The organism is Terriglobales bacterium, from assembly GCA_035561515.1.
Lineage (GTDB): Bacteria > Acidobacteriota > Terriglobia > Terriglobales > Acidobacteriaceae > DATMXP01.
Genome location: DATMXP010000046.1, coordinates 41,731 through 63,740 on the forward strand (window position 1 = coordinate 41,731; position 22,010 = coordinate 63,740).

12 protein-coding genes are annotated in these 22,010 nt (G+C 54.3%); 6 read left to right on the forward strand and 6 right to left on the reverse strand.

Going from position 1 to position 22,010, the window contains the following annotated elements; all coding sequences use genetic code 11:
• Complete coding sequence (locus tag VN577_20970) at positions 1-1,203, forward strand: TIGR03087 family PEP-CTERM/XrtA system glycosyltransferase (protein ID HWR17315.1); 1,203 nt, start codon at positions 1-3, stop codon at positions 1,201-1,203.
• A 19-nt stretch (positions 1,204-1,222) separates the two neighbouring features.
• Here the strand turns inward: VN577_20970 and VN577_20975 are convergent, their stop codons facing one another.
• From VN577_20975 to VN577_20995, 5 genes are all read right to left on the reverse strand, one after another.
• On the reverse strand, positions 1,223-3,616 hold the full coding sequence (locus tag VN577_20975) for a tetratricopeptide repeat protein (protein ID HWR17316.1): 2,394 nt from the start codon (positions 3,614-3,616) through the stop codon (positions 1,223-1,225).
• 29 nt (positions 3,617-3,645) lie between these two features.
• Positions 3,646-5,046: a TIGR03013 family XrtA/PEP-CTERM system glycosyltransferase gene (locus tag VN577_20980; GenBank protein HWR17317.1), complete on the reverse strand. Its 1,401-nt coding sequence runs from the start codon at positions 5,044-5,046 to the stop codon at positions 3,646-3,648.
• Between the two features lie 230 nt (positions 5,047-5,276).
• Entirely contained in the window at positions 5,277-6,632 is a 1,356-nt protein-coding gene (locus VN577_20985; GenBank protein HWR17318.1) for a hypothetical protein, read from the reverse strand.
• Between the two features lie 125 nt (positions 6,633-6,757).
• Positions 6,758-8,098: a glycosyltransferase family 39 protein gene (locus VN577_20990; GenBank protein HWR17319.1), complete on the reverse strand. Its 1,341-nt coding sequence runs from the start codon at positions 8,096-8,098 to the stop codon at positions 6,758-6,760.
• Positions 8,099-8,425: 327 nt separating this feature from the next.
• A complete protein-coding gene (locus VN577_20995) occupies positions 8,426-12,118 on the reverse strand; it encodes a fibronectin type III domain-containing protein (GenBank protein ID HWR17320.1) in 3,693 nt (1,230 codons plus the stop codon).
• A gap of 518 nt (positions 12,119-12,636) precedes the next feature.
• On the opposite strand from VN577_20995, the gene VN577_21000 reads away from it, so the two are divergent.
• The 5 genes from VN577_21000 (at position 12,637) to VN577_21020 (ending at position 20,239) form a co-directional block, all read left to right on the forward strand.
• Positions 12,637-13,695, forward strand: a complete 1,059-nt coding sequence (locus VN577_21000; GenBank protein ID HWR17321.1) for a FemAB family XrtA/PEP-CTERM system-associated protein — start codon at positions 12,637-12,639, stop codon at positions 13,693-13,695.
• Positions 13,696-13,763: 68 nt separating this feature from the next.
• Entirely contained in the window at positions 13,764-15,338 is a 1,575-nt protein-coding gene (locus VN577_21005; protein HWR17322.1) for a hypothetical protein, read from the forward strand.
• A 95-nt stretch (positions 15,339-15,433) separates the two neighbouring features.
• The gene (locus VN577_21010; GenBank protein HWR17323.1) at positions 15,434-16,996 is read left to right on the forward strand and encodes an asparagine synthase-related protein; all 1,563 of its coding nucleotides are present in this window, start codon (positions 15,434-15,436) and stop codon (positions 16,994-16,996) included.
• 410 nt (positions 16,997-17,406) lie between these two features.
• Positions 17,407-18,729 carry a hypothetical protein gene (locus VN577_21015; GenBank protein ID HWR17324.1) on the forward strand — a complete coding sequence of 441 codons (1,323 nt, stop codon included), beginning with the start codon at positions 17,407-17,409 and terminating at the stop codon, positions 18,727-18,729.
• A gap of 13 nt (positions 18,730-18,742) precedes the next feature.
• Entirely contained in the window at positions 18,743-20,239 is a 1,497-nt protein-coding gene (locus tag VN577_21020) for a lipopolysaccharide biosynthesis protein (protein HWR17325.1), read from the forward strand.
• A gap of 21 nt (positions 20,240-20,260) precedes the next feature.
• On the opposite strand, the gene VN577_21025 is transcribed toward VN577_21020, so the two are convergent.
• Positions 20,261-21,319 (reverse strand): sigma-54 dependent transcriptional regulator, encoded by a 1,059-nt coding sequence (locus VN577_21025; protein HWR17326.1) that lies wholly within the window; start codon positions 21,317-21,319, stop codon positions 20,261-20,263.
• Positions 21,320-22,010 lie beyond the last annotated feature (691 nt).

Below are 22,010 nucleotides of genomic sequence, written 5' to 3' on the forward strand. Positions count from 1 at the left end.
ATGAAGATACTGTTCATCTGTCACCGATTTCCTTACCCGCCGAACAGAGGTGGCAAAATCCGCCCGTTTAACATGATTCGGCACCTGAGCCAGAACCATGAAGTGACGGTAGCTAGTCTTGCCCAGACTCAGCAGGAGCACGATGAAGGAGCCCCACTTCGTGAGCATTGCCGCCAAGTCATAGCGGAAGTGGAACCTTCTTTAGACCGTTGGCGCCGGGCCGTGTTTGCATTGCCAACCAGCACGCCGTCGTCGGCTGCCTATTTTTCCTCGCCACGTTTGCGCCAGCGCATACTGGATTGTTTTCGCCGTAACTCATTCGATTTGGTTTGGGTTCATTGCGCTTTCATGGGCCAGTACGCCGAGGGGCTGAATGCACCATTTCGCATTCTCGATTACGGTGACCTCGACGCGAGCAAATGGCTGGACTATGCGAAGTTCAAGGCTCCTCCACTTGCGTGGGGCTATGGCATTGAGGCTCATAAACTTCGCAAATATGAGAAACATTTAGCGACTCGGTTTAATCAGGTCACAGTCACCGCGCAGGGAGAAAAGGAAGAATTCGAGTCCTTCGGAATTCCGACTCCGTGCACTCTCATCCCCAACGGAGTTGATTTCTCCTACTTTCAACTTCTTCCTGATCGTAACGTCAAGCAGGTGATCGCTTTTCTAGGCCGGATGGATTACTTCCCCAACGTGGATGGCGTTTCCTTCTTTGCCCGTTCGGTGTTTCCCTTTATTCGCGAGAAGCATCCTGCGGCTGAATTTCGTATCGTAGGCTCGAATCCGCTTCCGTCGGTCAAGGAACTGGCTTCGATCCCGGGCATCAGCGTAACCGGCTACGTGCCTGATGTGCGTCCCTACGTTCAAGATGCCGCGGTATCGGTCGTTCCCCTGCGTATCGCTCGTGGCACACAGAACAAGACACTCGAATGCATATCCATGGGCATTCCGGTCGTCTCGTCATCAACTGCCGCGAAAGGAATCCAGGCTCGACCCAATGAGCACCTGCTCGTGGCCGACACTCCGCAGCAGTACGCTCAAGCGGTTTCAAAGATCTTCGAAGATCCCGATTGGGCAGCCAGAATGGCCGAGGCGGGACGAATTCACATACAGAAAACTCACAACTGGGCGAATTCGATGTTGATCCTCGATTCGGTCATCGCCAGCGCAAAAAAAGAGACTACCGCTGTTCTGCGGTAGTCTCAGGTTCCGAAAAACCTTATTGCAGGCTTGCCAGCACCTTCTTCGCTTCTTCGGCTTCCGCGAAGTTGGGCATTTTGAGAGCCGCCTGCAGCTGCTGTTTCGCTTCCGTATTCTTTCCTAGCTTCGAGTAGGCGAGACCCAGGTGATACTTGTAGGTTGCGTTCTGCGGCATCTTGGCCGTGGCGTCCTTCAAGAACTGCACCGCCGATTCGTAGCTTCCCTTCTTGATGTAGATCCACGCCAGGGTGTCACCAATGCGCGGATCTGCCGGGAACGCCTCTCTGGCTTCTTGCGCCAGTTTCAGCGCCATATCCAGATTGCCGCCCTTTTCGGCATAGATGTACGCAAGATTGTTCTTCGCAATCGGGTTCTTGTCGTTCAGTTCGATGCTGCGCTCGTAGAACTTCTTCGCCGAATCCCAGTCCTGCTTCTGTTCGCTGATCTGAGCCAGACGCAATGGAATGATGTAGTCACGTGGATATTCGCTCTCCAGACCTTTTAGCACGCCCGTGGCCTTGTCTGGCTGGTTCTGTGTCAGATAGACCTCGGCCAGTCCGCGCCGTGCCACAAGCAGTTTGGGATTGATCTGAAGCGCCTTTTCGTAAGCTGCCTGCGCTGTCTTCATATCCGCCGCTTCGAAAGCCACGCCGCCCAACACTTCCTGGCCGGCAGGCAAGCTGGGATTCTTAGCGACGTACTTGTTGACGACTTCCACTGCCTTGGCCGGCTGCTTCATCGCCAAATAGCAGGAGCCAGCGATCTGAAGAGTCTCCGGTGGCCGTGCATCGAGTTCCAGCGACTTGGTTGTCAGCTGAATGCATTCCGGGAACTTCTTCTGTACGAACTTCACCGCGGCCATCGCCCGGTATACATTCGCCTTGCTGGCCGGATCGCCGGTTGCGTCCACCAGTCGGGCCAGATTCGATTCCGCCTGTTGGAATTCACCTTTCGCGGTGAGCGCTGCGGACATCAGCACATAAGGAGTGATGTTCGACGGTCTCGCATCAATCACCATCTGAAGATTCTTGATTGCCTCATCGACCTGATTGGAGCGGATCTGAAGGTTCGCAAGATCTACTCTCGCCGTGGCCAATCCGGGCTCGCGTTTCAAGGCTTCTTCCAGCGATGTCTTGGACTGTTCCATTTCGCCGCGACCCAGATACGCTTTGCTCAGATCAACGTACACCTGCGGGTTATCAGGATTGAACTTCTGCGCCTTTTGCAGATCAAGCAGAGCGTCGTTGAAGTTCCCTTCTGCGATCTTCAGCCTGCCGCTCAGGTCAAGCATGCCCGGCTCGTTTGGGTTCTCCTTCAGTGTTTCGGAGAGAACAGCTTTTGCTTCTGCGACCCGGTTCTGCGCTACATAAAGCTCAACCAGTTTCTGCCAGGCGAAGTAGTCCTTCTTGTTCTGCGCCGTCAACCGCTTGAGTTCAGCTTCCGCTTCCTTTTGATTGTTGGTCGTCAGGTAAAACTCCGCCACGGCTAGCCTGGACGGACTGTCCTTCGGAGTTCCGCTCTGGATGGCCTTCGCCAACGCTTCAGCTTCGCCGAAACGTTTGTTCTGCATGTAGAAGCCATACAGCATGTTCTTGGGAATCACGCTATCCGGACGCCGCTGCACCGCCTCTTTCAGAATGGCTTCGGCCTTGGCGTTGTCCCCGCGCTTCATGTATTCCGCACTGAGCGTTGCGGGAGGAACCATTGAATTCGGCTGCATGTCCCAGACGCGACGCAGGCTGGCTTCGGCGTCCGCGAACTTTCCGTCCTTCAGTTGGAATATGGACTGGTCGTACAAAGCTCGTGGGTTCGCCGGATCTTGCTGTAGCACCTGCTCCAGCAACTTACGGCTCTCCTCGAATTTCTGTTGACCGAGCAGCGCTTCTACCTTGATCAGGTTAAGGGATCGCTCCTGCGGGAAGTCCTTTTGGATCTCGTCAACTTTGGCGAGCGCCTGATCAAAGGCTCGGAAGCGCAGCAGCATTTCCGCCACGAGCATGTTCGCATCCTTGTTCTTCGGGTCGCTCTTCAGGGCCAGCATCAGTTCCTGGTAGCCGCCCCGGATGTTGCCCGTCCCGAAATACAGCTTTCCGAGTTCGAAGTGTGCTTTCGAGTGCTGCGGATTCAGTTGGATGGAACGCCGAAGCTCCACGATCGCCTCGTTTTGCTTACTCGACTTCAGCGCCTCCATGCCTTTGGCATAGTGCTTTTCCGCTTCTTTCTTCGGATCGCCCTTGCAGCCGGTCATGATTCCAACGGCTAGCATGGCCACCATCGCGGCAGCCAACGCGGTCTTGGCCTTCGGCTTTGCTTCCATGCGTTTCAAAACGTTGAAGGTCCGAACTAGTAAGGCGTATGTGAATACCCACATACATTGGAAGACATAGGTAGCGGCACGTCGCATAGGTGTCATGGAATTACCTCGAATATTATCGTTCGCGTTTACTTTGCGCCCCGGCCGGACAGCAACACTTTCACTGTCTCAAAGATGATCGCCAGGTCCAAGAATACTGACAGGTGCTTGATGTAGAAGAGGTCATATTCCAGCTTCGTCTTGCTCTCTTCCACGCTGGCTCCGTACATAAATTTGATCTGCGCCCAACCGGTGATTCCCGGTCTGACGGTATGTCGGAGTCCGTAATACGGAATACTCTGTTCCAGTAACTGAACGAAGTACGGCTGTTCTGGCCTCGGCCCGGCGATGCTCATGTCGCCCAACAGCACATTAATCATTTGCGGCAGTTCATCCAGCCGGAACCGCCGGATATAGTACCCCACTCGCGTTACTCTGCGGTCGGCATCTTTCGCCCACGCCGGACCATGACGTTCCGAGTCCTGATACATCGACCGGAACTTCAGCATCTCGAACTCCCGCCCTTCCAACCCCACGCGGCGCTGGCGGAACAATACCGGCCTGCCGCTTTCGACAACGATGGCGGCCGCAACAAGCAGCATGATCGGCGCCGCAATGACCAGCGCAACAAGCGAAATCACCAGGTCCGTGGTGCGTTTTAAGAAACGAGTAATGCCCGACTTCCGGAATCCCTCCGAAAGGATCAGCCAACTAGGCGAAAGGTACTCCAGCAGAATCCTGCCCGTCACCCTCTCGAACATTGTGTGGGCATCTTCCACTCGGACCCCGGCAAATCGCAACTGTAGGAGTTCATGAATCGGCATCTTCCCGCGACGCTCGGCCAGCGAGATGATCACGCGGTCCACCTTCGCCTCGCCTGCTATCCGCGTAACGTCTGATACCTTGCCTACAATCTTCGAACTCTCGAGCATTTGCCCGACATTAGCTCCGCTCTCGTGTTCATCCAGGAACCCCACGACCTCGGTGCTGAACTCCGGACGAACCATCAGTTCCTTCACCAGGTCAATGCCCGGCTTCCCCATTCCAAGAACCAGCATTTTTTCGGTTCGTCTTAGTAACGGCGCGCTCGCGTCAAGGAGCAACCGCCAACTCAGAATGATTGCCAGAATGGCAGGGGCAGCAAGAAGCGCCACGCCGCGCCCCATGCTCAGGCTCGGCTGCAGAAAATAAACGAACGCCAGCAGGAAGCATGCGACGCCTAGCGCCTGAAGCAACTGGACAAAAAGTACCGCGCGCCTGCCCACGACCTGGAAATCGTAAAGGTCGTAGTAATAGAGGCAGAACTCGCACACGACTATGACCAAAATGAGCCGGATAAACGTCTCAGAATTGATCGATTGCGTCGTAATGCTTAGCGGTGAAAGGCTGATAACGGCTGAAAGGAAAAGGGCGAGGCCGATCAATAAACTCTCGGATATCACCAAGATAACGGTGATAAACGGTATCTTTTGTCCACCAATCTTAAGCATTGATTTTGAGCAGGGACCGGTTACTACTTAGCCTTTTCTGAGTTTCAACTTGGAATCAGGCACGTAGAACGCCAAACTCTGCACAAAAGGTGAAAAAACATTCACAGCAGCCAAATTGTAAGTCATAGATAAATCAGGGCGTCCACGAACCCGGGACATGTCCCTTCAGCAACCGATAGGAAAACTATTTCACTGGAGCGGAAAACTATTTCCTCTCTGCCTCCAATCGGCTAAAACGGACATCCCTTCTCGTTGCGACACAACAACATGGCCGGTAGGTTCCAGTCATTGATCAATACGAACACCTTCTGGTTCGGCACATACCGGAATCGCCCGAAGGTTCCGTTGGAGGAATTCCGGCCCGTGTGCGCAGAGTTCGCCACTTTGTCGCCCGGATAAGTGGTTTTTGAGCAGGTTTGGTTTTTCGGGAAGTAGTCGTAGACAGTGTTGCCGAAGTTCGGCCACATCACTACCCGGTTCGCGTCCGGGTCATAGGTCAATCCGGACCATATGTACCCAAACTCCCCCGGCGTAATACTATCCGCCAGCATGTTGCATCCCTTCGCCAGCAGGTTCGGAGTCACGTCCGTTACCGTGTTCGTGTCGATATCGTAGTGATAGACCTCCCTTTCGCCTGAACTCTTTTTATCAGTGATCACCATGACGCGATCTTTGTAAGCGACCACACCGTTTGCAGCCGTCTCTTTGACCCATTCAGCGCGTTTTGTGTAGGTGTTGGTGCACAGATCCCAAGTGCCGAAGTTGTAGTTGTCGTACATGATGATCTTCCGGCTCACCGGATCCCAATCCACCACCTTGCCATGTCCGGAAGCGGGCTTTCCACCTACATACTTGGCCCACGTGTCAAGGCGCTGCCAAGTTCCAGTGGCAAAGTGAAATACCCATGCATCGGCTCGCGCGGTGCCTGCGTCCCAAGTTGAATAACCGCTGAACTCAAATAAAGCGTCGCCGGTTGTAACGCCATTTTTGCAGCTCAACGAATTGGGTGGTATATAGGCCAACTGCGCGTAAGTGTGCTTCGCGTCGGGAGCACAGCCAAACCCCTTCGCATCCGTTTGGCAATCAACGCAGATGTTCATCCCGGCCGCCGCGTCGGTGCGGAAGATCGGCGGCAGCGCCACCGGGCCCGCATCGGAAGCCTGGATCGTCGTTACCACACCCTTGTTCGTAACTCCTCCGTTACAACCACCCACACCAGGCACAATGGGACCACCGGTCCCAGGTATCGTCGGCTCTGTATACCGTTTTAAAGTCACCTTTTTACCGGCGCTGGAATCCTGCAGCGTCAAAGCGTACAACTCGTTACCGCCGTACCCGGTGTGTCCGCCGCCCGTGATCAGCAACTGATCGGTCGCAGTGCGCAGAATGCCGCTCGCCCAGTCGCGGATAACAGCCGAGCACCCTTCTGTTCGCGTGATGGACCGGTACCTCTCTCCCGCAGGACACAGTCCCGGCCGGTTCAATTGTGTTAACAGTCCGAGATTTTTCCAGCCGAAGGGCCACTGTGGCGCAAGCGAACTCTTTCCCTCCGCTGGTGGCGAAGGTATTTGCCCTGCTGCCTGCACATTCTTCTCGATAGAATCCTGTGCTGTCGCTTGTGAGGTGAGGCACCAAAAGCACAAGACAAGGATGGGCCACCAAACAAACGACTGCGGTCGCCTCCGGCTACCTGTTTTCATGGCTTGCAAGCCTAATCCATTCCGACGAGAGAGTACACCTGCAACATATTGGTTGGTGAATTAGCGGTTCGGTTCCATCGGATCGACTCTTCATGTTCAATACGAAACCCTTGAATCGCGCTCGTATCGCATCTAACTGGTCGGCACACGTAAATCACTCTCTGATCGTTTAACTCTCTTGCCTCCGAGATATCGATGACATTCGCCGAGCCCTCCATATAAAAGGTCAACGGCTTCGCAACAAACGATTCATTGGTTATCACGGTGTATTCGGAACCGCCGAATCTCTGTGCGAGTTCTCTCCATGGGGGTGTTACCTGCGCCGGAATAGCTTCTGGCAAGGCTGAGAGACACCACAGCACAAGAGCAGTCGCTGGCACGAGTACCAACCGGCGTGGTACGCACTCAATGGCGAGGCCAATGAGTAGGAAGATCATGGGACCACTAAATAACAACTGGCGCACTGCCCAAATTGACAGGGGCCCGTACCAGGAGACCAGATAAACCACCACTGGCGGCAAGAATGCAAGGGTTGCCACCGTTACGACAAGGCGAATGTCCAGCCTACGATGATTCTTGACGATTAACGCTGCGATGACTGCAAACAGCAGCACCAGCGTCATGCTCGCGTGAGGAACACTCCCGAAGAACTGAACATACAAATACAGAACGTCAAAAATTCGGGGCTTCGGTATCCACGCCATCTGGTTATCGACACCATGCATGGATGATCCGATGATGAGGAGCCAAGGTGCAATCGTCGCCGCCCCTAGAAACGCAGCGAGGATCAGGCGGAACCTGTTTGCGGATCGCCAACATAGAATGCCCAGGACTTCCGCCGTAATCAAAAACACGCTTGCATACATAGTGTTGACCAGCAGTGCACAGCAGATTCCGTATCGCACCGGCCACTTCCAACCCGGCGACTCAAATCCTTGTCGGACGAGTATGTAAAAGCTCGTTGCAGCAAAGAACAAAGCCAGTGCGTACGGGCGTGCTTGCTGTCCATAAATCACCAGCAAAGGGCTACACGCACAAAGCATAGCTACATAGAAGGCGTACATCGGCCTCAGGAGCAACATCGCTACCCGAAACATAATGATCAGAAATCCGGTTGAGGCAAGCACACTGAGTGAACGCATGCCTGCTTCGCTGAATCCGACAACGGCACCCCAATAGTGCAGAGCAACGTTATGAACCGGAGGGTGAACGCGATCAGCAATGAGTATTGATAAGGTCTTCGAGATATCGCTTCTTGCTGCGTCAACGGAGAAGATCTCATCACCGTCGAAGTTATATGAGATCTGATGGCAACGCAGAAACACGCCAGCGAATACTACTAACAGGAGCAAAGGCCAACTACTACAAGCGAATACTCGGAAGAGCAGTTCGCGGCAGGAACGTAAAACCGAGACGATTGGCAGCGCAGTCCACATGAACACACCTCACGTAGACGCGCATGATCACAACGCTTATATGGCTGGGACCGCCGGACTGTACCGCCCCTCTACGGAATCCAAATCCAGCCAACGCTTGCTAAGCGTACTTTAATCTTATGCTAACGCAGTCGTTTGCAGCAATACTGTGATTAACATCACGTTGATGTCACGCACGAGATCACAACCAAAAGAAAACGGGCCGCGCGCTTGGCGGCCCGAGAATACAAATAGCCGTGTGGCTTATGGACAGCCCTTGTCATTCCGGCATAGCACCATGGCCGGCAAGCTCCAGTCGTTGATCAGCACGAACACCTTCTGGCTCGGCACATACCGGAACCGGCCAAAAGTTCCATTGGAAGAACTTGCCCCTGTATGTGCAGAGTTAGCAACTGTGTCCCCTGAATAGGTGAACTTCGAACATGTTTGGGTTCCCGGGAAGTAGTCATAGACTGTGTTTCCGAAGTTCGGCCACATCACGACGCGGTTTGCATCCGGGTCATACGTCAATCCGGACCAGATGTACCCAAACTCTCCCGGGGTGACAAGGTCCGTCAGCATACTGCATCCCTTCGCCGTCAGGTTCGGAGTCACGTCAGTAACGGTATTCGTGTCGATGTTGTAGTGATAAACCTCTCTGCCGCCCGAACTATTCTTGTTCGTAATCACCATAATTCGGTCTTTGTAATCGATGGCGCCCTTCGCACTCGTTTCCTTCGTCCAGTCAGCAAGCCGAGTGTAGGTGTTGGTGCACAGGTCCCAGGACCCGAAGTTATAGTCGTCGTACATGATGATCTTCCGGCTCACCGGATCCCAATCGACTACCTTCCCATGTCCACTCGCCGGTCTTCCTCCCACATACGTGGCCCACGTATCGAGACGTTGCCAAACGCCCGTGCTGAAGTGATAAACCCATGCATCGGCTCGAGCGGTTCCAGCGTCCCATGCCGAGTAACCACTGAATTCAAAGAGCACGTCGCCCGTGGTGACTCCGTCCACGCAACTCAAAGAATTCGGCGGAATATACGTTAGTTGGTCATACGTGTGCTTGGCATCCGGAGCACAGCCAAATCCTTTCGCATCCGTCTGACAATCAACGCAAACGTTGTACCCAGGCGCTAGATCGGTGCGGAAGATCGGCGGCAGCGCAACTGGTCCCGCATCGGATGCCTGGATCGTTGTCACCACGCCTTTACTCGTGACTCCTCCGTTACAACCACCTGTTCCTAGCACGATGGGGCCGCCCGTCCCGGGCACCGTCGGTTGGGTAAAACGCTTCAATGTCGCTTGATTGCCCGCTGAGGAATCCTGCAGCGTCAATGCGTATAACTCATTGCCGCCGTACCCGGTGTGTCCACCACCCGTGATCAGCAATTGATCCGTCGCCGTACGCAGAATCCCGCTGGTCCAGTCCCGAATGACGGCCGAACACCCTTCCGTCCTCAATATTGACGCATACTGCGAACCGGTGGGACACAGTCCCGCCTGGTTCAACTGCGTCAATGCTCCCAAACTCTTCCAGCCGAACGGCCACGCCGTTGTAGGCGGATTCTTCACTTCGGTAAGTGTCGTGAACGTCTGGTCGCCGCTTGCGCTGTCGTTTCCGTTCACCACGGCGTGAACACGGTAGTGGTATGTCACTCCAGATACTAGTCCCTGCAATACAACCGAGTGACTCGTGCCTGATACCACTTCCGTCGACGACCTTCCACCGTAGTTCGTAGTCGATCCATACTCGACATAACCGAGGCTTGCGACCGAAGTCGTCCACGAAATCGTTGCGGTAGTCGACGCCACGTTGGTAGCCGTAATGTTTGAGAACCCAACGGTTGTCGGTGTCTGCTGGCTGGTCGTAAATGTAACGTTGTCGCCCGTGATATCGGCTCTCAACGGATCAGTACTCGAACGCGGCCGTGCGTTGTACGTAGTCGATGGGCTCAGATTGTTTATGGTGATCTGGTGGCTTGTCACAAGGGTGGAATCCAGGTTTGTCGCAAACCCGTAATTCGTCGTTGTGCCGTACTCCACCTGTGACGTCGCCGGAGAATTCGTCGTCCAGGTCATCGTGGCGCTATCTGCAGTGATGTTTGACATCACCACGTTGGAAAGCGTCAGCGGAGTCTTCGTGCTGACCGAGAATGCCAGGTCAGGACCGGCCACATCCCCGGTGCCGCTCGCCGACGAATGAGCACGCGCGTGATAGGTAACCCCCGACTGCAGACCCGTAATAATCACCGAGTGCTGCGTCACCAGTGTCGGATCCGCCGGCAGGTTTGTTCCATATGCGGTGGTCGTTCCGTATTCCACCTGCGACGTCGCCGGTATGTTTGTCGTCCACGAAATCGTCGCGGAATCGAATCCTATCGTCGGCACGTTGGCGTTGGTAATACTCAACGTCGGCTGCATCGTCGTAAACGTCAGGTCCGGACTCTGCGCCACCGCGCTGCTCGAATCCACCGACGTTATCCGGAAATGGTAAGTAGTGTTCGGAGCAAGGTTCGAGAGCGTCTGCAAGTGATTCGTCACCAGCGCCGGGTCCAGCACTGTGCTGCTTCCATACGCCGCCGTCGTTCCGTACTCAACCAGCGAATTGGCCGGTGTTGTCGTGGACCAGGCAATCGCCACTGAGGTCGACGTAACCGCGTTCACCGACACGGAATAGATCGCAAGAGCACCCGAGGAGACCGTCGTGAACGTCAACGCCCCTGACGTGGCGATTGTGCCATTCGGGTCCTGCGACTTCGCCCTGACGAAGTACTGCGTTCCTGGAGCCAGGTCGGTCAACGTTACCGTGTGATTTGTAACGGTCAGCGCATCCGTAACCGTACTGCCGAAGCTTGGCGATGTGCCATATTCCACGATCGAACTCGCCGGAGCATTCGTCACCCATGTGAGCACCGCCGAAGTTGTACCGACGCTGCTTACCGTGAAGTCCGTGAGTGCCAACAGCGGTGTCGTGGTTGTGAATGTGAAGTCCCCAGAGACCGCGGAGAATCCTGTGGTGTCAGCAGAATTGACTCGCGCGTGATACAGCGTTCCCGGGACCAGGCCCGTCAATGTCACTGAGTGCTGGTTCACGAGGTTCGAATCCGTATTGCTGCTGGATCCGTATGCCATCGTTGTGCCGTACTCAACCTTGGAGGTCGCGGCCGCGTTGGTTTCCCACGTGATCATGACCGAACTCTCTGTCACTCCCGTGACCGCCACCTTGCTGATCACCAGCGTGTTCTTTCCCGTAGAAAGGGTGCTGAAGGTTGCATCGGCACTAATTACGTCGGGGCCACCCGGGTTCGCCGAATGCACGCGATAGTGGTACGTAGCTCCACTCTCCAGGCCAGTGACATTGACTGAGTGATTTGTAACCTGGGTGCCATCGACGGGAGTGGTTGAACCGTAGGAAGTTGTCTTGCCGTACTCGACTTGCGAACTTGCCGGAGCCGTGGTTGTCCACACAATGGTGGCGCCGTTTGTCGATAAGTTCTCCGCGCGAACACCAGTCACCGCAAACTGCGGTGCGGTCCCATAACTCGAGGCCGTGATAAACGTAGAATCGCTGCTGACTACCTCAACGCCATTGCTATCTTTGCTGCGAACCCTGAAATGATAAGTGCTGCTTGGTACTAGTCCGGAAATCGTAAAACTGGGGGTCGTCCCCGCGCTGGAAATCGCAGTAGAACTGCCGTAATTCTGTGTAAGTCCGTAATCGACGCTTGAAGTCGTAGTAACGCTCGTTGTCCACGCCACCGTTGCCGTCGTAGAAGTGACGTTCGTCAACGAAAGGTTCTGAATGGAAAAGGCGTCTCCCGAGGTTCCTCCACCGCCCGTACCGCCGCCGGCATCGCGTCCAGGAGTCCCGCCGATTCCGCCTCCGCCAATCGTTCTGGTCGGCGACGTTCCACCGCCTCCACATGCGGTCAACGCAACCAGCAAAACCATGCTGACTGCGAACCAAAGTCTTCTTGAAACTCGAGCGCTAGACCCCATTCGAAACTCCTCGTAACCACGGCATCGAACTCAGTTCTATACCGCACCAGGCAAACTTCGGCCTTCAGACACGTTTGCCTTTCGAATGTTCGCACTCTACAGCAACGAGCAACCAGCAGCAATACAGCAAGGTGTACATACTTAGGTAACCTCGCTTGTGATTGATTGGGGAAATTTCGCTGCTTGACACTGTAGGCACTCATGCCTCAGTGTTAACTACCGAATACATAGTCCCCTTCTGATCCAGGACCTCCTCTTTTACCGTACTTCGGCGTTCGCTCCTTGGCGACATGGAGCCGCGTTGCGCGACTGCAGGTCTCACGAATGGGAACTTCGGGGATGAGAATGGACTGGCTTTTTTGGGGCAAACTATTGAAAAAACAACGGTAACTTTGATCGTCGCTGTTTCTTTGTTACGCTACCGGAAACTACACTGAAGGGACCCGACTCACCTGATCATGGGAACTGCGATGGCCGAAACCACGGCTTCTGCTGCCACGAGGATCGCAACTTACTCCGATTCGCTGCGCTCCAGTTGGGACGCCTACGCGCACCGGCATCCTGACTCGACCATCTTCCACACCATTGCCTGGAAACGAAGTGTCGAGCGTGAGTTTGGCTTTCAGTCACACTATCTTTACGCCGAGCGCAACGATCAGATTTGCGGCATCCTTCCGCTGTTTTTGCTCTCGAACCTCGTGATGGGCAAGGTCCTCATTTCAACTCCGTTCGCTGTGTACGGTGGGCCTTGTGCTGACGACGACCCTGCTACCCTCGCCTTGGTTGACGCCGCCCGGAAACTCGCGCAGGAACTCCGCGTTCAGCACCTTGAGCTGCGCAATCGACACCAGATTTCCCTCGGGCCCGAGTTCCACGAGAAGGACTTATACGTCAGCTTCGATCGCGACTTACCCAAAACCGAAGACGAACTCATGAAGAGCCTTCCGCGTGACACGCGCTACATGATCCGCAAGGGTCTGAAGGCAGGATTGACCTCCGTCATCGATAACAGCCAGGTCGCCACTCTCCACCATATATACGCGCAGAGCGTGCATAACCTTGGCACGCCGGTGTTCTCACAGCGGTGGTTCGAAATTCTCCGGGAGGAGTTCGGCGACGCCCTCCAGATCCTCATCGTGAACTCGCCCGAAGGGCCAATCGCCGCCGTCCAGAGCTTCAAGTTCCGTGAATGGATCATTCCCTTCTACGGCGGAGCTCCGCTCGAAGCCCGTAAGTATGCGGCCAACAATGTCATGTATTGGGAAGTCATGCGTCGCGCCCAGGCCGAAGGCTTGACGAAGTTCGACTTCGGCCGCAGCAAACGCGAGACGGGCGCGTTCTTCTTCAAGACCCAGTGGACGATGACTCAACATCAGTTGCCATACAAGTACTTCCTGGTCCGCCGCAAGGAAATGCCGAACTTCTCGCCGAACAATAAGAAGTTCCAGCTTGCGATCGAATGCTGGAAGAAATTGCCGCTGCCAATCACCAAGTGGATCGGCCCACCTCTGGTGAAGCTGTTCCCGTAAACACTGCCGTAAGCTTTAAAACCCATTCTTTCGCAGAACGCTCGTTAGCGAAGTTTAGGTGATGGAGAATGCTCGAACTGAAAAACCAGTCCTCAGCGATAACAGCACAACCCGCTCCGGGCGATAGAAGGTCCTTCTTTCGCCTGACGAAACAGGAAGATGGCTGGATTTCTTCGGGTACCCCTCACTGCTTGTTGAGTCAGCATTCTCATGCCTCGGCAGTGGGCTCCAATACGGGAGCTTTTGCGCAATGGAATTGGGACGGAAGCGAACTGGCGATCAAGAACGACAGGCTCGGCTTCATGCCCTTGTTCTACTATGCGACTCCCACTGATTTTTGCGTGTCCGGCTCCATTCCTGTGCTGTTGCAGCAAGGAGCGCCGACCAACATAGATTACGACGCACTGGGAATCTACCTTCGAACTGGCTACTTCCTTGCGAATGACACCGCCTTTGAAGCTATTAAGTTGGTCCCGCCTTCGGCGCAAATCTCCTGGCGCGACGGCAAATTGTCCGTTTCGGGTTCGGCGCCAATACCCGCGTCGGTTGACGTATCCAGAAAAGACGCTCTCGATGGCTGTATATCGCTGGTGCGACAAGCCGTTATGCGGACCGCTCCGTCCGATCAGCAGTTTGCGGTCACACTGAGCGGCGGACGCGACTCACGCCACATCCTGCTCGAATTGCTTTCCTGCGGGTTCAAGCCAAGTTTCTGCGCTACGGCTCGCTACTTCGACTGCTGGCCAACCAATGACATCGAGATTGCGGCAGAGCTATGCCGACGCTCGAATATCCCACATCATGTGGTCGGTCAGGACTCCTCGATGCTCACAGGACAACTCGAGAAGAACATTCGGACAAGCTTTGGCACCACTGACCACGTGTGGATTCCGCCCTTAGTCCGGTTTCTGAAGTCCAGGACCAACACCGTGTACGAAGGAGTCGCCTGCGATGTGTTCACCGGCACGTTTTCGACTCCGAAGAGGCTCGCCTACATGCGAGCCCATCAATTCGAAAAGTTCGCGGACGATGTCTTGGAGCTTGATGATAAAGCCATTCGTGCGCTGGTTGGGGAAGACAACTTTCGCCGAATGAATCGCGAAGCGGCAGTGGCACGTGTTGCCAAAGAGGCCGAAAAATATGCCGACGCAGGAAACCCGGTTGCTCTATATTTCATTTTCAACCGGACTCGCCGAGTCACTTCCCTCGCTCCAATGAACCTGTTGATCGACGTTGGGAACGTCATTACTCCTTACCTCGATTTCGATGTATTCAGCTTTCTATGTGGCTGTCCCGGCGAGATGTTCGTGGATCACACATTCCATACCGAAGCCATCACCCTTGCATATCCAGAATTCGCCGACGTTCCATACGCTTCTCCGGCCACCAGCAGAACCGTGCGCATCGCCAGTAGCTACAAATTCTTTGCCGGTATCGCTTTGGATCTCGCCAGCTTCAGCCTCGACCGAAGCCGAAAACCTCAGCTTGTGGACCGAGGCTTCTTGTGGCCTCGATTGCTGCGTTCACTAGTGGATTGGAACTATAGTGAAGCCATGGCATGGATTTCCGAGCTGGCTATTTTGCTGATCCACTTGGAATTCGCTACGCTAGACAAGTTGTTAGATGTTTCCGAATTTGACTGACTGGACGTTTAATGGCAACGCCGTAGTGTCGAATCTCTTTGATGGACACACGAAAAAGAGCGGTGGAGGCCAGTCGGTCCAAATAGGAGCTAGGGATGTCTGCCGAGACACTCCGTGCGGCAAGCCAGCAAGTCGAGACAGTTTATGGTAACCGTGAAGCCTTTTTCCGTCTGACCAAAGTAGACGGTCGCTGGGTTTCGACCGGTACTCCGCATTGCGTGCTAAGCCAGAATCCACTGGCGCGAGACACTTCTGCTTTCGATGGAGTTTTCGCGGAGTGGCTGTGGGACGGCGCTGAACTCATTGCCCGGAATGATCGCTACGGCTTCATGCCGATGTACTACTATCAGGCAGGAAATGAATTCTGCATTTCCGGCTCCATTCCCACGCTTCTCCGGCAAGGCACACCGGCTGAATTCGATTATGTCGCTCTGTCAGTCTTCCTGCGTCTCGGCTACTACATCGGTGAAGACACGGCCTTTCGCGCGATAAGGATGCTGCCACCTTCCGCTCGTCTCAACTGGAAGAATGGGAGGCTCAGCATTACAGGTTCTATTCCGATGCCGACGCCGATCTCCATGACACGAGACGAGGCGATGGAAGCATTCATCCCTGCCGTGCGCGATGCTATAAAGCGAACTCATCCCAAGAGCGGCGAGTTTGTCGTCACCCTAAGCGGAGGACGCGATTCAAGACACATCTTTCTGGAGCTGCTGGAATGCGGGTTTCAGCCTAGCGCCTGCGTAAGCGTGTGCAATTACGAGCCGTGGTCCAGCGGGGACGTGGAAATTGCTGCCGAACTGTGCAAAGCGACAGGAGTCCGACATGAACTTGTTCAGCAACGATCATCTCCCTTCCTAGCCGACCTGCATAAGAACCTGCAGACAAGTCTCTCTGTACTTGAACATGCGTGGATTATCGCCCTTGAGATGTACCTGAAAGGTAGAACCCAAGTCGTCTACGAGGGCGTCGCATGCGACATGTATACGACTGGATATTCGACCACTACGGAGCGACTCGCCCTTATCCGCAACCATCAGTTTTCAGAACTCTCCGACGATTTGCTCGACAAAGACGAGCCTCTCAGGCTCCGCTTACTCGGCCGCTCACGCTACCAACTCGCAAACCGGCAAGTCGCGATCGAACGTCTCGCCCAGGAATTGGGAAAGCATGCGGAAGCTGCCAGTCCGCTTGTCTCGTTCTTTCTCTATAGCCGCACTCGGCGCGTCACAGCGCTTGCTCCTTTCAATATGCTAACTGAGGTAGGTCACGTTGTAACGCCTTACCTGGACCCAGCCCTCTACGACTTACTGTGTGCACTTCCCGCGGAGATTTTCCTCGATCACAATTTCCACACTGACTCAATCACCAAGGCGTATCCGAAATACGCTCATATCCCTTACGCGGCTAAGAAACTTAGTGCGGCCCCTAAATACAAGTTCTTCGCGAACCTTGCGTTGCAACTTGGTGCGTTCAGCCTGGAGCCAACCAAACATCAACTGCTCTCTCGTAGCTATCTGTGGCCACGCTTGTTAAGGTGCTTGGTCGATAAACCGTATACGCCTGCCTTAGGATGGCTCGGGGATATCGCGACCTATCTAATGCATCTGGAACATGCTGCTGACGGCAAGGTACTCGACGTTTCCGAAATTCATTGAGTTACCCCTTTGATGCTTGGAAGTTAACTAGTTGTCGAATCCCTCCGACTTTTCGAGCATTCGATGCTCGGCCACCCAACTGTAGCCAGAACCACAAGAGTTAAACGCTTACATTTATCTTCACGGTTATAACTACGTCGTTTGGAGTACATTGCGCTTTAGAAAGGAGCGCCATGTGCACACACGTAGTTGATTTAGTTCAGGGTTCAGACACTGTTTACACAGATCGGCAAACCTTTTTCCGCCTCACCAAGGTCGATGGCAAATGGGTACCGTCTGGCGTTTCTCACTGCGTGCTCAGCCAGAATTCTCTGGCGCGGGACGCAAATGCTTACAACGCGTGCTTCTCCGAGTGGATCTGGGACGGGACGAAACTCGTTGTCAGAAACGATCGATTCGGGTTTATTCCCTTGTACTACTACTTCACCGACACCGATTTCTGTATCTCCGGTTCGATCCTCACCCTGATTGATCAAGGTGCCCCACTCGATCTGGATTTCTGTGCGCTGGGAGTGTTCCTACGCCTTCGATACTACCTTGGCGATGACACTCCATTTGCATCGATCAAGCTTATCCCTCCGGCAGTCAACTTCTTATTTGAGGATGGGAGACTCTCGGTCTCTGGTGGTGTGAGCATCCCGAAACCTCTTCACATGACCAGATCGGACGCGATTGATGCATTCATCTATACCTTCAGGAATGCAGTCAGGAGAACTCGGCCGGAGAACGAACAGTTTGTCGTACCCCTGAGTGGCGGTCGTGATTCTCGACATATTTTTCTGGAATTGCTTTCCTCTGGCTACCGCCCGAAATGCTGTGTAAGTGCTCGCAATTTTGCCCCATGGTCGAGTGAAGATGTGGAAGTGGCTGCGGAACTATGCGACAGCACCGGCGTTCCTCTCGACGTTCTGGATCAACCGACGAGCATACTGGCCGCCGAAGTCCAGAAGAACATTGACACAAGCCTCACCACGATCGACCACGCCTGGATTGTCGCCTTGGTAGACTACCTAAAGCAACGACATCGCACGGTCATCTACGAGGGGATTGCTGGTGATATTTACACCGGTGCAGCTGCTTCTAATGCGGAAAGGCTCGCGGATTGGCGTGCAGGTCGCCTGCACAAACTTGCTGATGGCTGGCTCGATAGCAAAGAAAAATTGTGGAGAAAGATTCTGGGAAAACAGAACTATCGTTATGCAACCAGGGACATAGCAATCACCCGTATGGTTACTGAGTTGGCAAAATTCTCACAGGCTCCAAATCCCTTCGCTTCTTTCTTCTTCTACAATCGAACCCGGCGAGTGGCGGCACTTTCCCCCTTTATCATGCTAAGCGACACTGCAGCAGTTTTGACCCCGTTTCTAGACCATCGAGTGCATGATCTAATGAGTGCTCTGGACGGTGAGATGTTCCTCGATAAGAAATTTCACACCGAAGCTATTCAGCGCGCTTTCCCCAAATTCGCTAAGGTGAGGTACGCCCCTAATAGAAGGTCACCCGCAAATAATTACCGTTTCTTTGCGCGGGCCGCGTACGATGTAGGCAAACTCTCGTTGATGTGCACACGTTCAGGTCGCGTTCTGCAACAGTCTTTCTTGTGGTCGAGACTCCTCCGCAGCTTTGCCGACCGATCATACAGTCCAGCGATGGGTTGGCTCGAAGATCTGGCGATTTATCTCATTCAACTCGAATGCGCCATGGATCGGCGCGCTCTCAACCCGAATGCGTGAGAGAATGTCGCCCTTGCCCACAGTTGAGAAAACTACCGACGCATGTGACAGTCAGGCTCAGACGCGAAACCTCGACCAGCACCTGGTTCGTGGTCTTGCATGGACGGGAGCGGTCAAATGGGGTGGGCAGCTCGCAACCTGGGCTGCGACGATCGTCGTCGCTCGCCTCCTCACTCCTGCTGATTACGGTCTGATTGGCATGGCCAACCTTTATCTGGGCTTGGTCGCCTTAATCAGCGAATTCGGAATCGGTACCGCGATCGTATCCATTGACGACTTAGGGGAAACTCACTTACGGCAGCTTAATACAGTCTCCTTTTTGGTCGGATTGATCGGTGTGCTGGCTTCAGCCGCTGCTGCCCTGCCGCTGGCCCGCTTCTTCCACACTCCGAAGCTTAGTTTAGTGCTCATTGTGATGAGTTCAGCATTCCTGATTTCATCACTGCAAACGGTTGCGAATGCGGCGCTCCAGCGACAACTGCGGTTCAAACTACTGGCCGGCCTTGAAGGATCCAAAGCTCTCGTCACTTCAGGAGCTTCTATCGCGTTGGCGTATTTTGGAGCAGGTTATTGGACACTCGTTTTCGGCGGCATACTCGGCACACTGGTAGCTACAGTCCTGACTTTTTACGCCCGCCCTGTTTCCTTCTCCATACCCAAACTCAGCGACATCAAGCACGCACTGAAGTTCAGCAACGACATACTCATCACGCGATTCTCCTGGTACACGTTCGATAATGCGGACTTCCTGATTGCGGGACGGGTACTCGGACAAGCAGCGCTCGGAACCTACACCTTGGCTTGGTCTGTAGCAGGGTTGCCCGTCGAAAAGATCGCTTCGCTGTTCGGAAGGGTGAGCCCGGCGTTCTTCTCCGCCGTGCAGAAAGATAATGCAGCACTACGCCGCTATCTGCTTGGCTTGACCGAGCCCTTGGCGACAGCAGCATTTCCGGTGAGCATTGGCATAGCGGTAATTGCCAGTGACCTCATTGCGCTGGCATTCGGCCCCAAATGGAGTGGTGCGGTCTGGCCCCTGCGCCTATTGATGATCGCCATGACATTCCGCGGCTTGGCACTGCTCATGCCCTTCGTTTTGAACGTGAAGGAACAAACCAGGTTCATGATGTGGAGCACCGTGGCCTGTGCCGTAATACTTCCCGCCGGCTTTTATTTCGGAAGTTTTTGGGGAATCAGCGGAATCGCTGCTATGTGGACTATCCTTTACCCCATTTTGAGAGTCCCCATGTTCCAGAGAACTTTCAAAGTGATCGACCTCCAGGTGAAGGACTATCTCCGTACCATTTGGCCGGCTTTGAGTTCTTCCATTCTGATGGGGGCTGCTGTTTGGGGCACAAGCGTGCTGGTAAAAGACGCGCAGAGTATCGTTCTTCGGCTCACGGTGCAGGTGTCAGTTGGAGTGATGAGCTACTTGCTCTGCATGTTCGGTCTGCACCGAGCTGCGACAGTCCGAATGATGGGTGTCATTCGCAATTTCAGAAACCGGGGATAAGCTGGAACCCCGGTTCCCTTCCTATTCCCCGTCCAGCATCTCTCCGCGTTTCCCGCCCCTCGCGCTGGGCAAGCCCACGTCTCGAATCTTATACAGAAGCGCCCGATAGCTGATGCCCAACGCCTTGGCGGCGCGTTTGCGGTTCCAGTTGTTCGCCTCCAGAACTCGCAGGATTACCTTGCCTTCCACTTCCCTCACGGCCTGCCTGGTGATCTTCTTCAGCGACACTGGTCCGTCCACCGGAATGTCTGCCGTCCAGTACTCTTGGCGTTTCGCACCCATTTCATTCGTGATCGAATCTTCCGACCCGAGAATCACGTACCGGCGCAACAGATTTTCCAGTTCCCTGACGTTCCCCGGCCAATGGTAGTGCTGCATCTGATCGAGTAACCCGTGCGACAAGGCCTTGGCGCGGCAGTTGTATTTCTCGTTGTAGAGCTCGAGGAAGTAATCCACCAGGATCGGAATGTCCGAAAGACGCTCCCGCAACGGCGGCAATTGAATGTTCACTACATTAATGCGATAGAAAAGGTCCTGCCGGAATCCGCCGTTCTCAATTTCCTGCTCCAGTATGCGGTTCGTCGCGCACACCACCCGGGCTTCCACCTTCTTGTCGTCCTGCGCGCCGATACGGCAGAACTGGCCGTCCTGCAAAAGCTGAAGCAGCTTCGATTGCAGTCCATGATCGAGTTCCGAAATCTCATCCAGGAACAGGGTGCCGCGGTGGGCCATCTCCACTCGGCCCGGCTTGGTTCCGATGGCGCCCGTGAACGCTCCCTTTTCGTAACCGAATAGTTCCGATTCCAGTAGCGTCCCAGGAATGGCCGGACAATTCACCTTCACGAAGGGTCCCGACTGCCACGGCGACAGCTTATGAATCAGCCGCGCAATAATGTCTTTCCCGGTTCCGCTTTCACCCTGGATCAATACCGGAACGTTCGCCGTCGCAATCTTTTCCAGTCGGTTCCTTACTGCATGCATCCGATGGGAACGGCCAAACACTACTGCGTCCGGTGGTAACGGGTTCGACAGGCGCGACTGCAGATTATTACTGCCGATCCCTGTTGCAGCTGATGCCATAATCGGTTGCTCCAGTATTGGGTCAGTGCATATGTATGCACTCCTAACGCCAAACTTTGCACACACCTTGCTCTAGCAGGAAAATCACCGCAATTTCGAGGCAGGAAATACTCCAACGCAAGCAGTATCTTCTACTTACGTTGCACACCTACCCCCTCGGCCTGCTTCAGCGCTTCGGAGGACGGTGCAAATTTATTGTGGGAATGTGAACTTTATTTCAACATGTGGAAATTAGTTTCCGCAGCAGGACTGGCTCAGCCTTGGATCGCCCGTGAGAACTTCAGGCCTAGAAGATGGTAGCGTTCCCCGTGTGTAACCCGCACCAGTTTCGCCTTCAGACTCCTCACAGACTGCGACGAAACCGAGTCGGCCGGGAGCGGTGCAACTGGGATCTCTAGCGCCAAACTCGCTGATTTTGGGATACTTCGGCGTGTCGCCAGCAGCACCCCACCCGCTGAGATATTCAGTGCGGTTGCAAACTCGAGAAACTCTTTCCCTGTCTCGTCCGTGCCTCGAACAAATACCGGAATGGACAGGGGCAACCGTTGAAATTTTCGTCTTTCGGTATCTTTAGATGGCATCTCGATCCTGAATATCCCTTCCTTACAGGGCACACAAATGACCAAAACTGAAGTAACTACCCCACCGCGTGGAAATCGGCCCTAACTTTTATTGAGTGTTACATTTACGC

Bases quoted from the DNA above. Each gene is read 5' to 3' on its own strand.
- VN577_20970 (HWR17315.1), top strand. From the start codon at position 1: ATGAAGATACTGTTCATCTGTCACCGATTTCCTTACCCGCCGAACAGA.
- VN577_20975 (HWR17316.1), bottom strand. From the start codon at position 3,616: ATGACACCTATGCGACGTGCCGCTACCTATGTCTTCCAATGTATGTGG.
- VN577_20980 (HWR17317.1), bottom strand. From the start codon at position 5,046: ATGCTTAAGATTGGTGGACAAAAGATACCGTTTATCACCGTTATCTTG.
- VN577_20995 (HWR17320.1), bottom strand. From the start codon at position 12,118: ATGGTTTTGCTGGTTGCGTTGACCGCATGTGGAGGCGGTGGAACGTCG.
- VN577_21000 (HWR17321.1), top strand. From the start codon at position 12,637: ATGGCCGAAACCACGGCTTCTGCTGCCACGAGGATCGCAACTTACTCC.
- VN577_21005 (HWR17322.1), top strand. From the start codon at position 13,764: ATGCTCGAACTGAAAAACCAGTCCTCAGCGATAACAGCACAACCCGCT.
- VN577_21010 (HWR17323.1), top strand. From the start codon at position 15,434: ATGTCTGCCGAGACACTCCGTGCGGCAAGCCAGCAAGTCGAGACAGTT.
- VN577_21025 (HWR17326.1), bottom strand. From the start codon at position 21,319: ATGGCATCAGCTGCAACAGGGATCGGCAGTAATAATCTGCAGTCGCGC.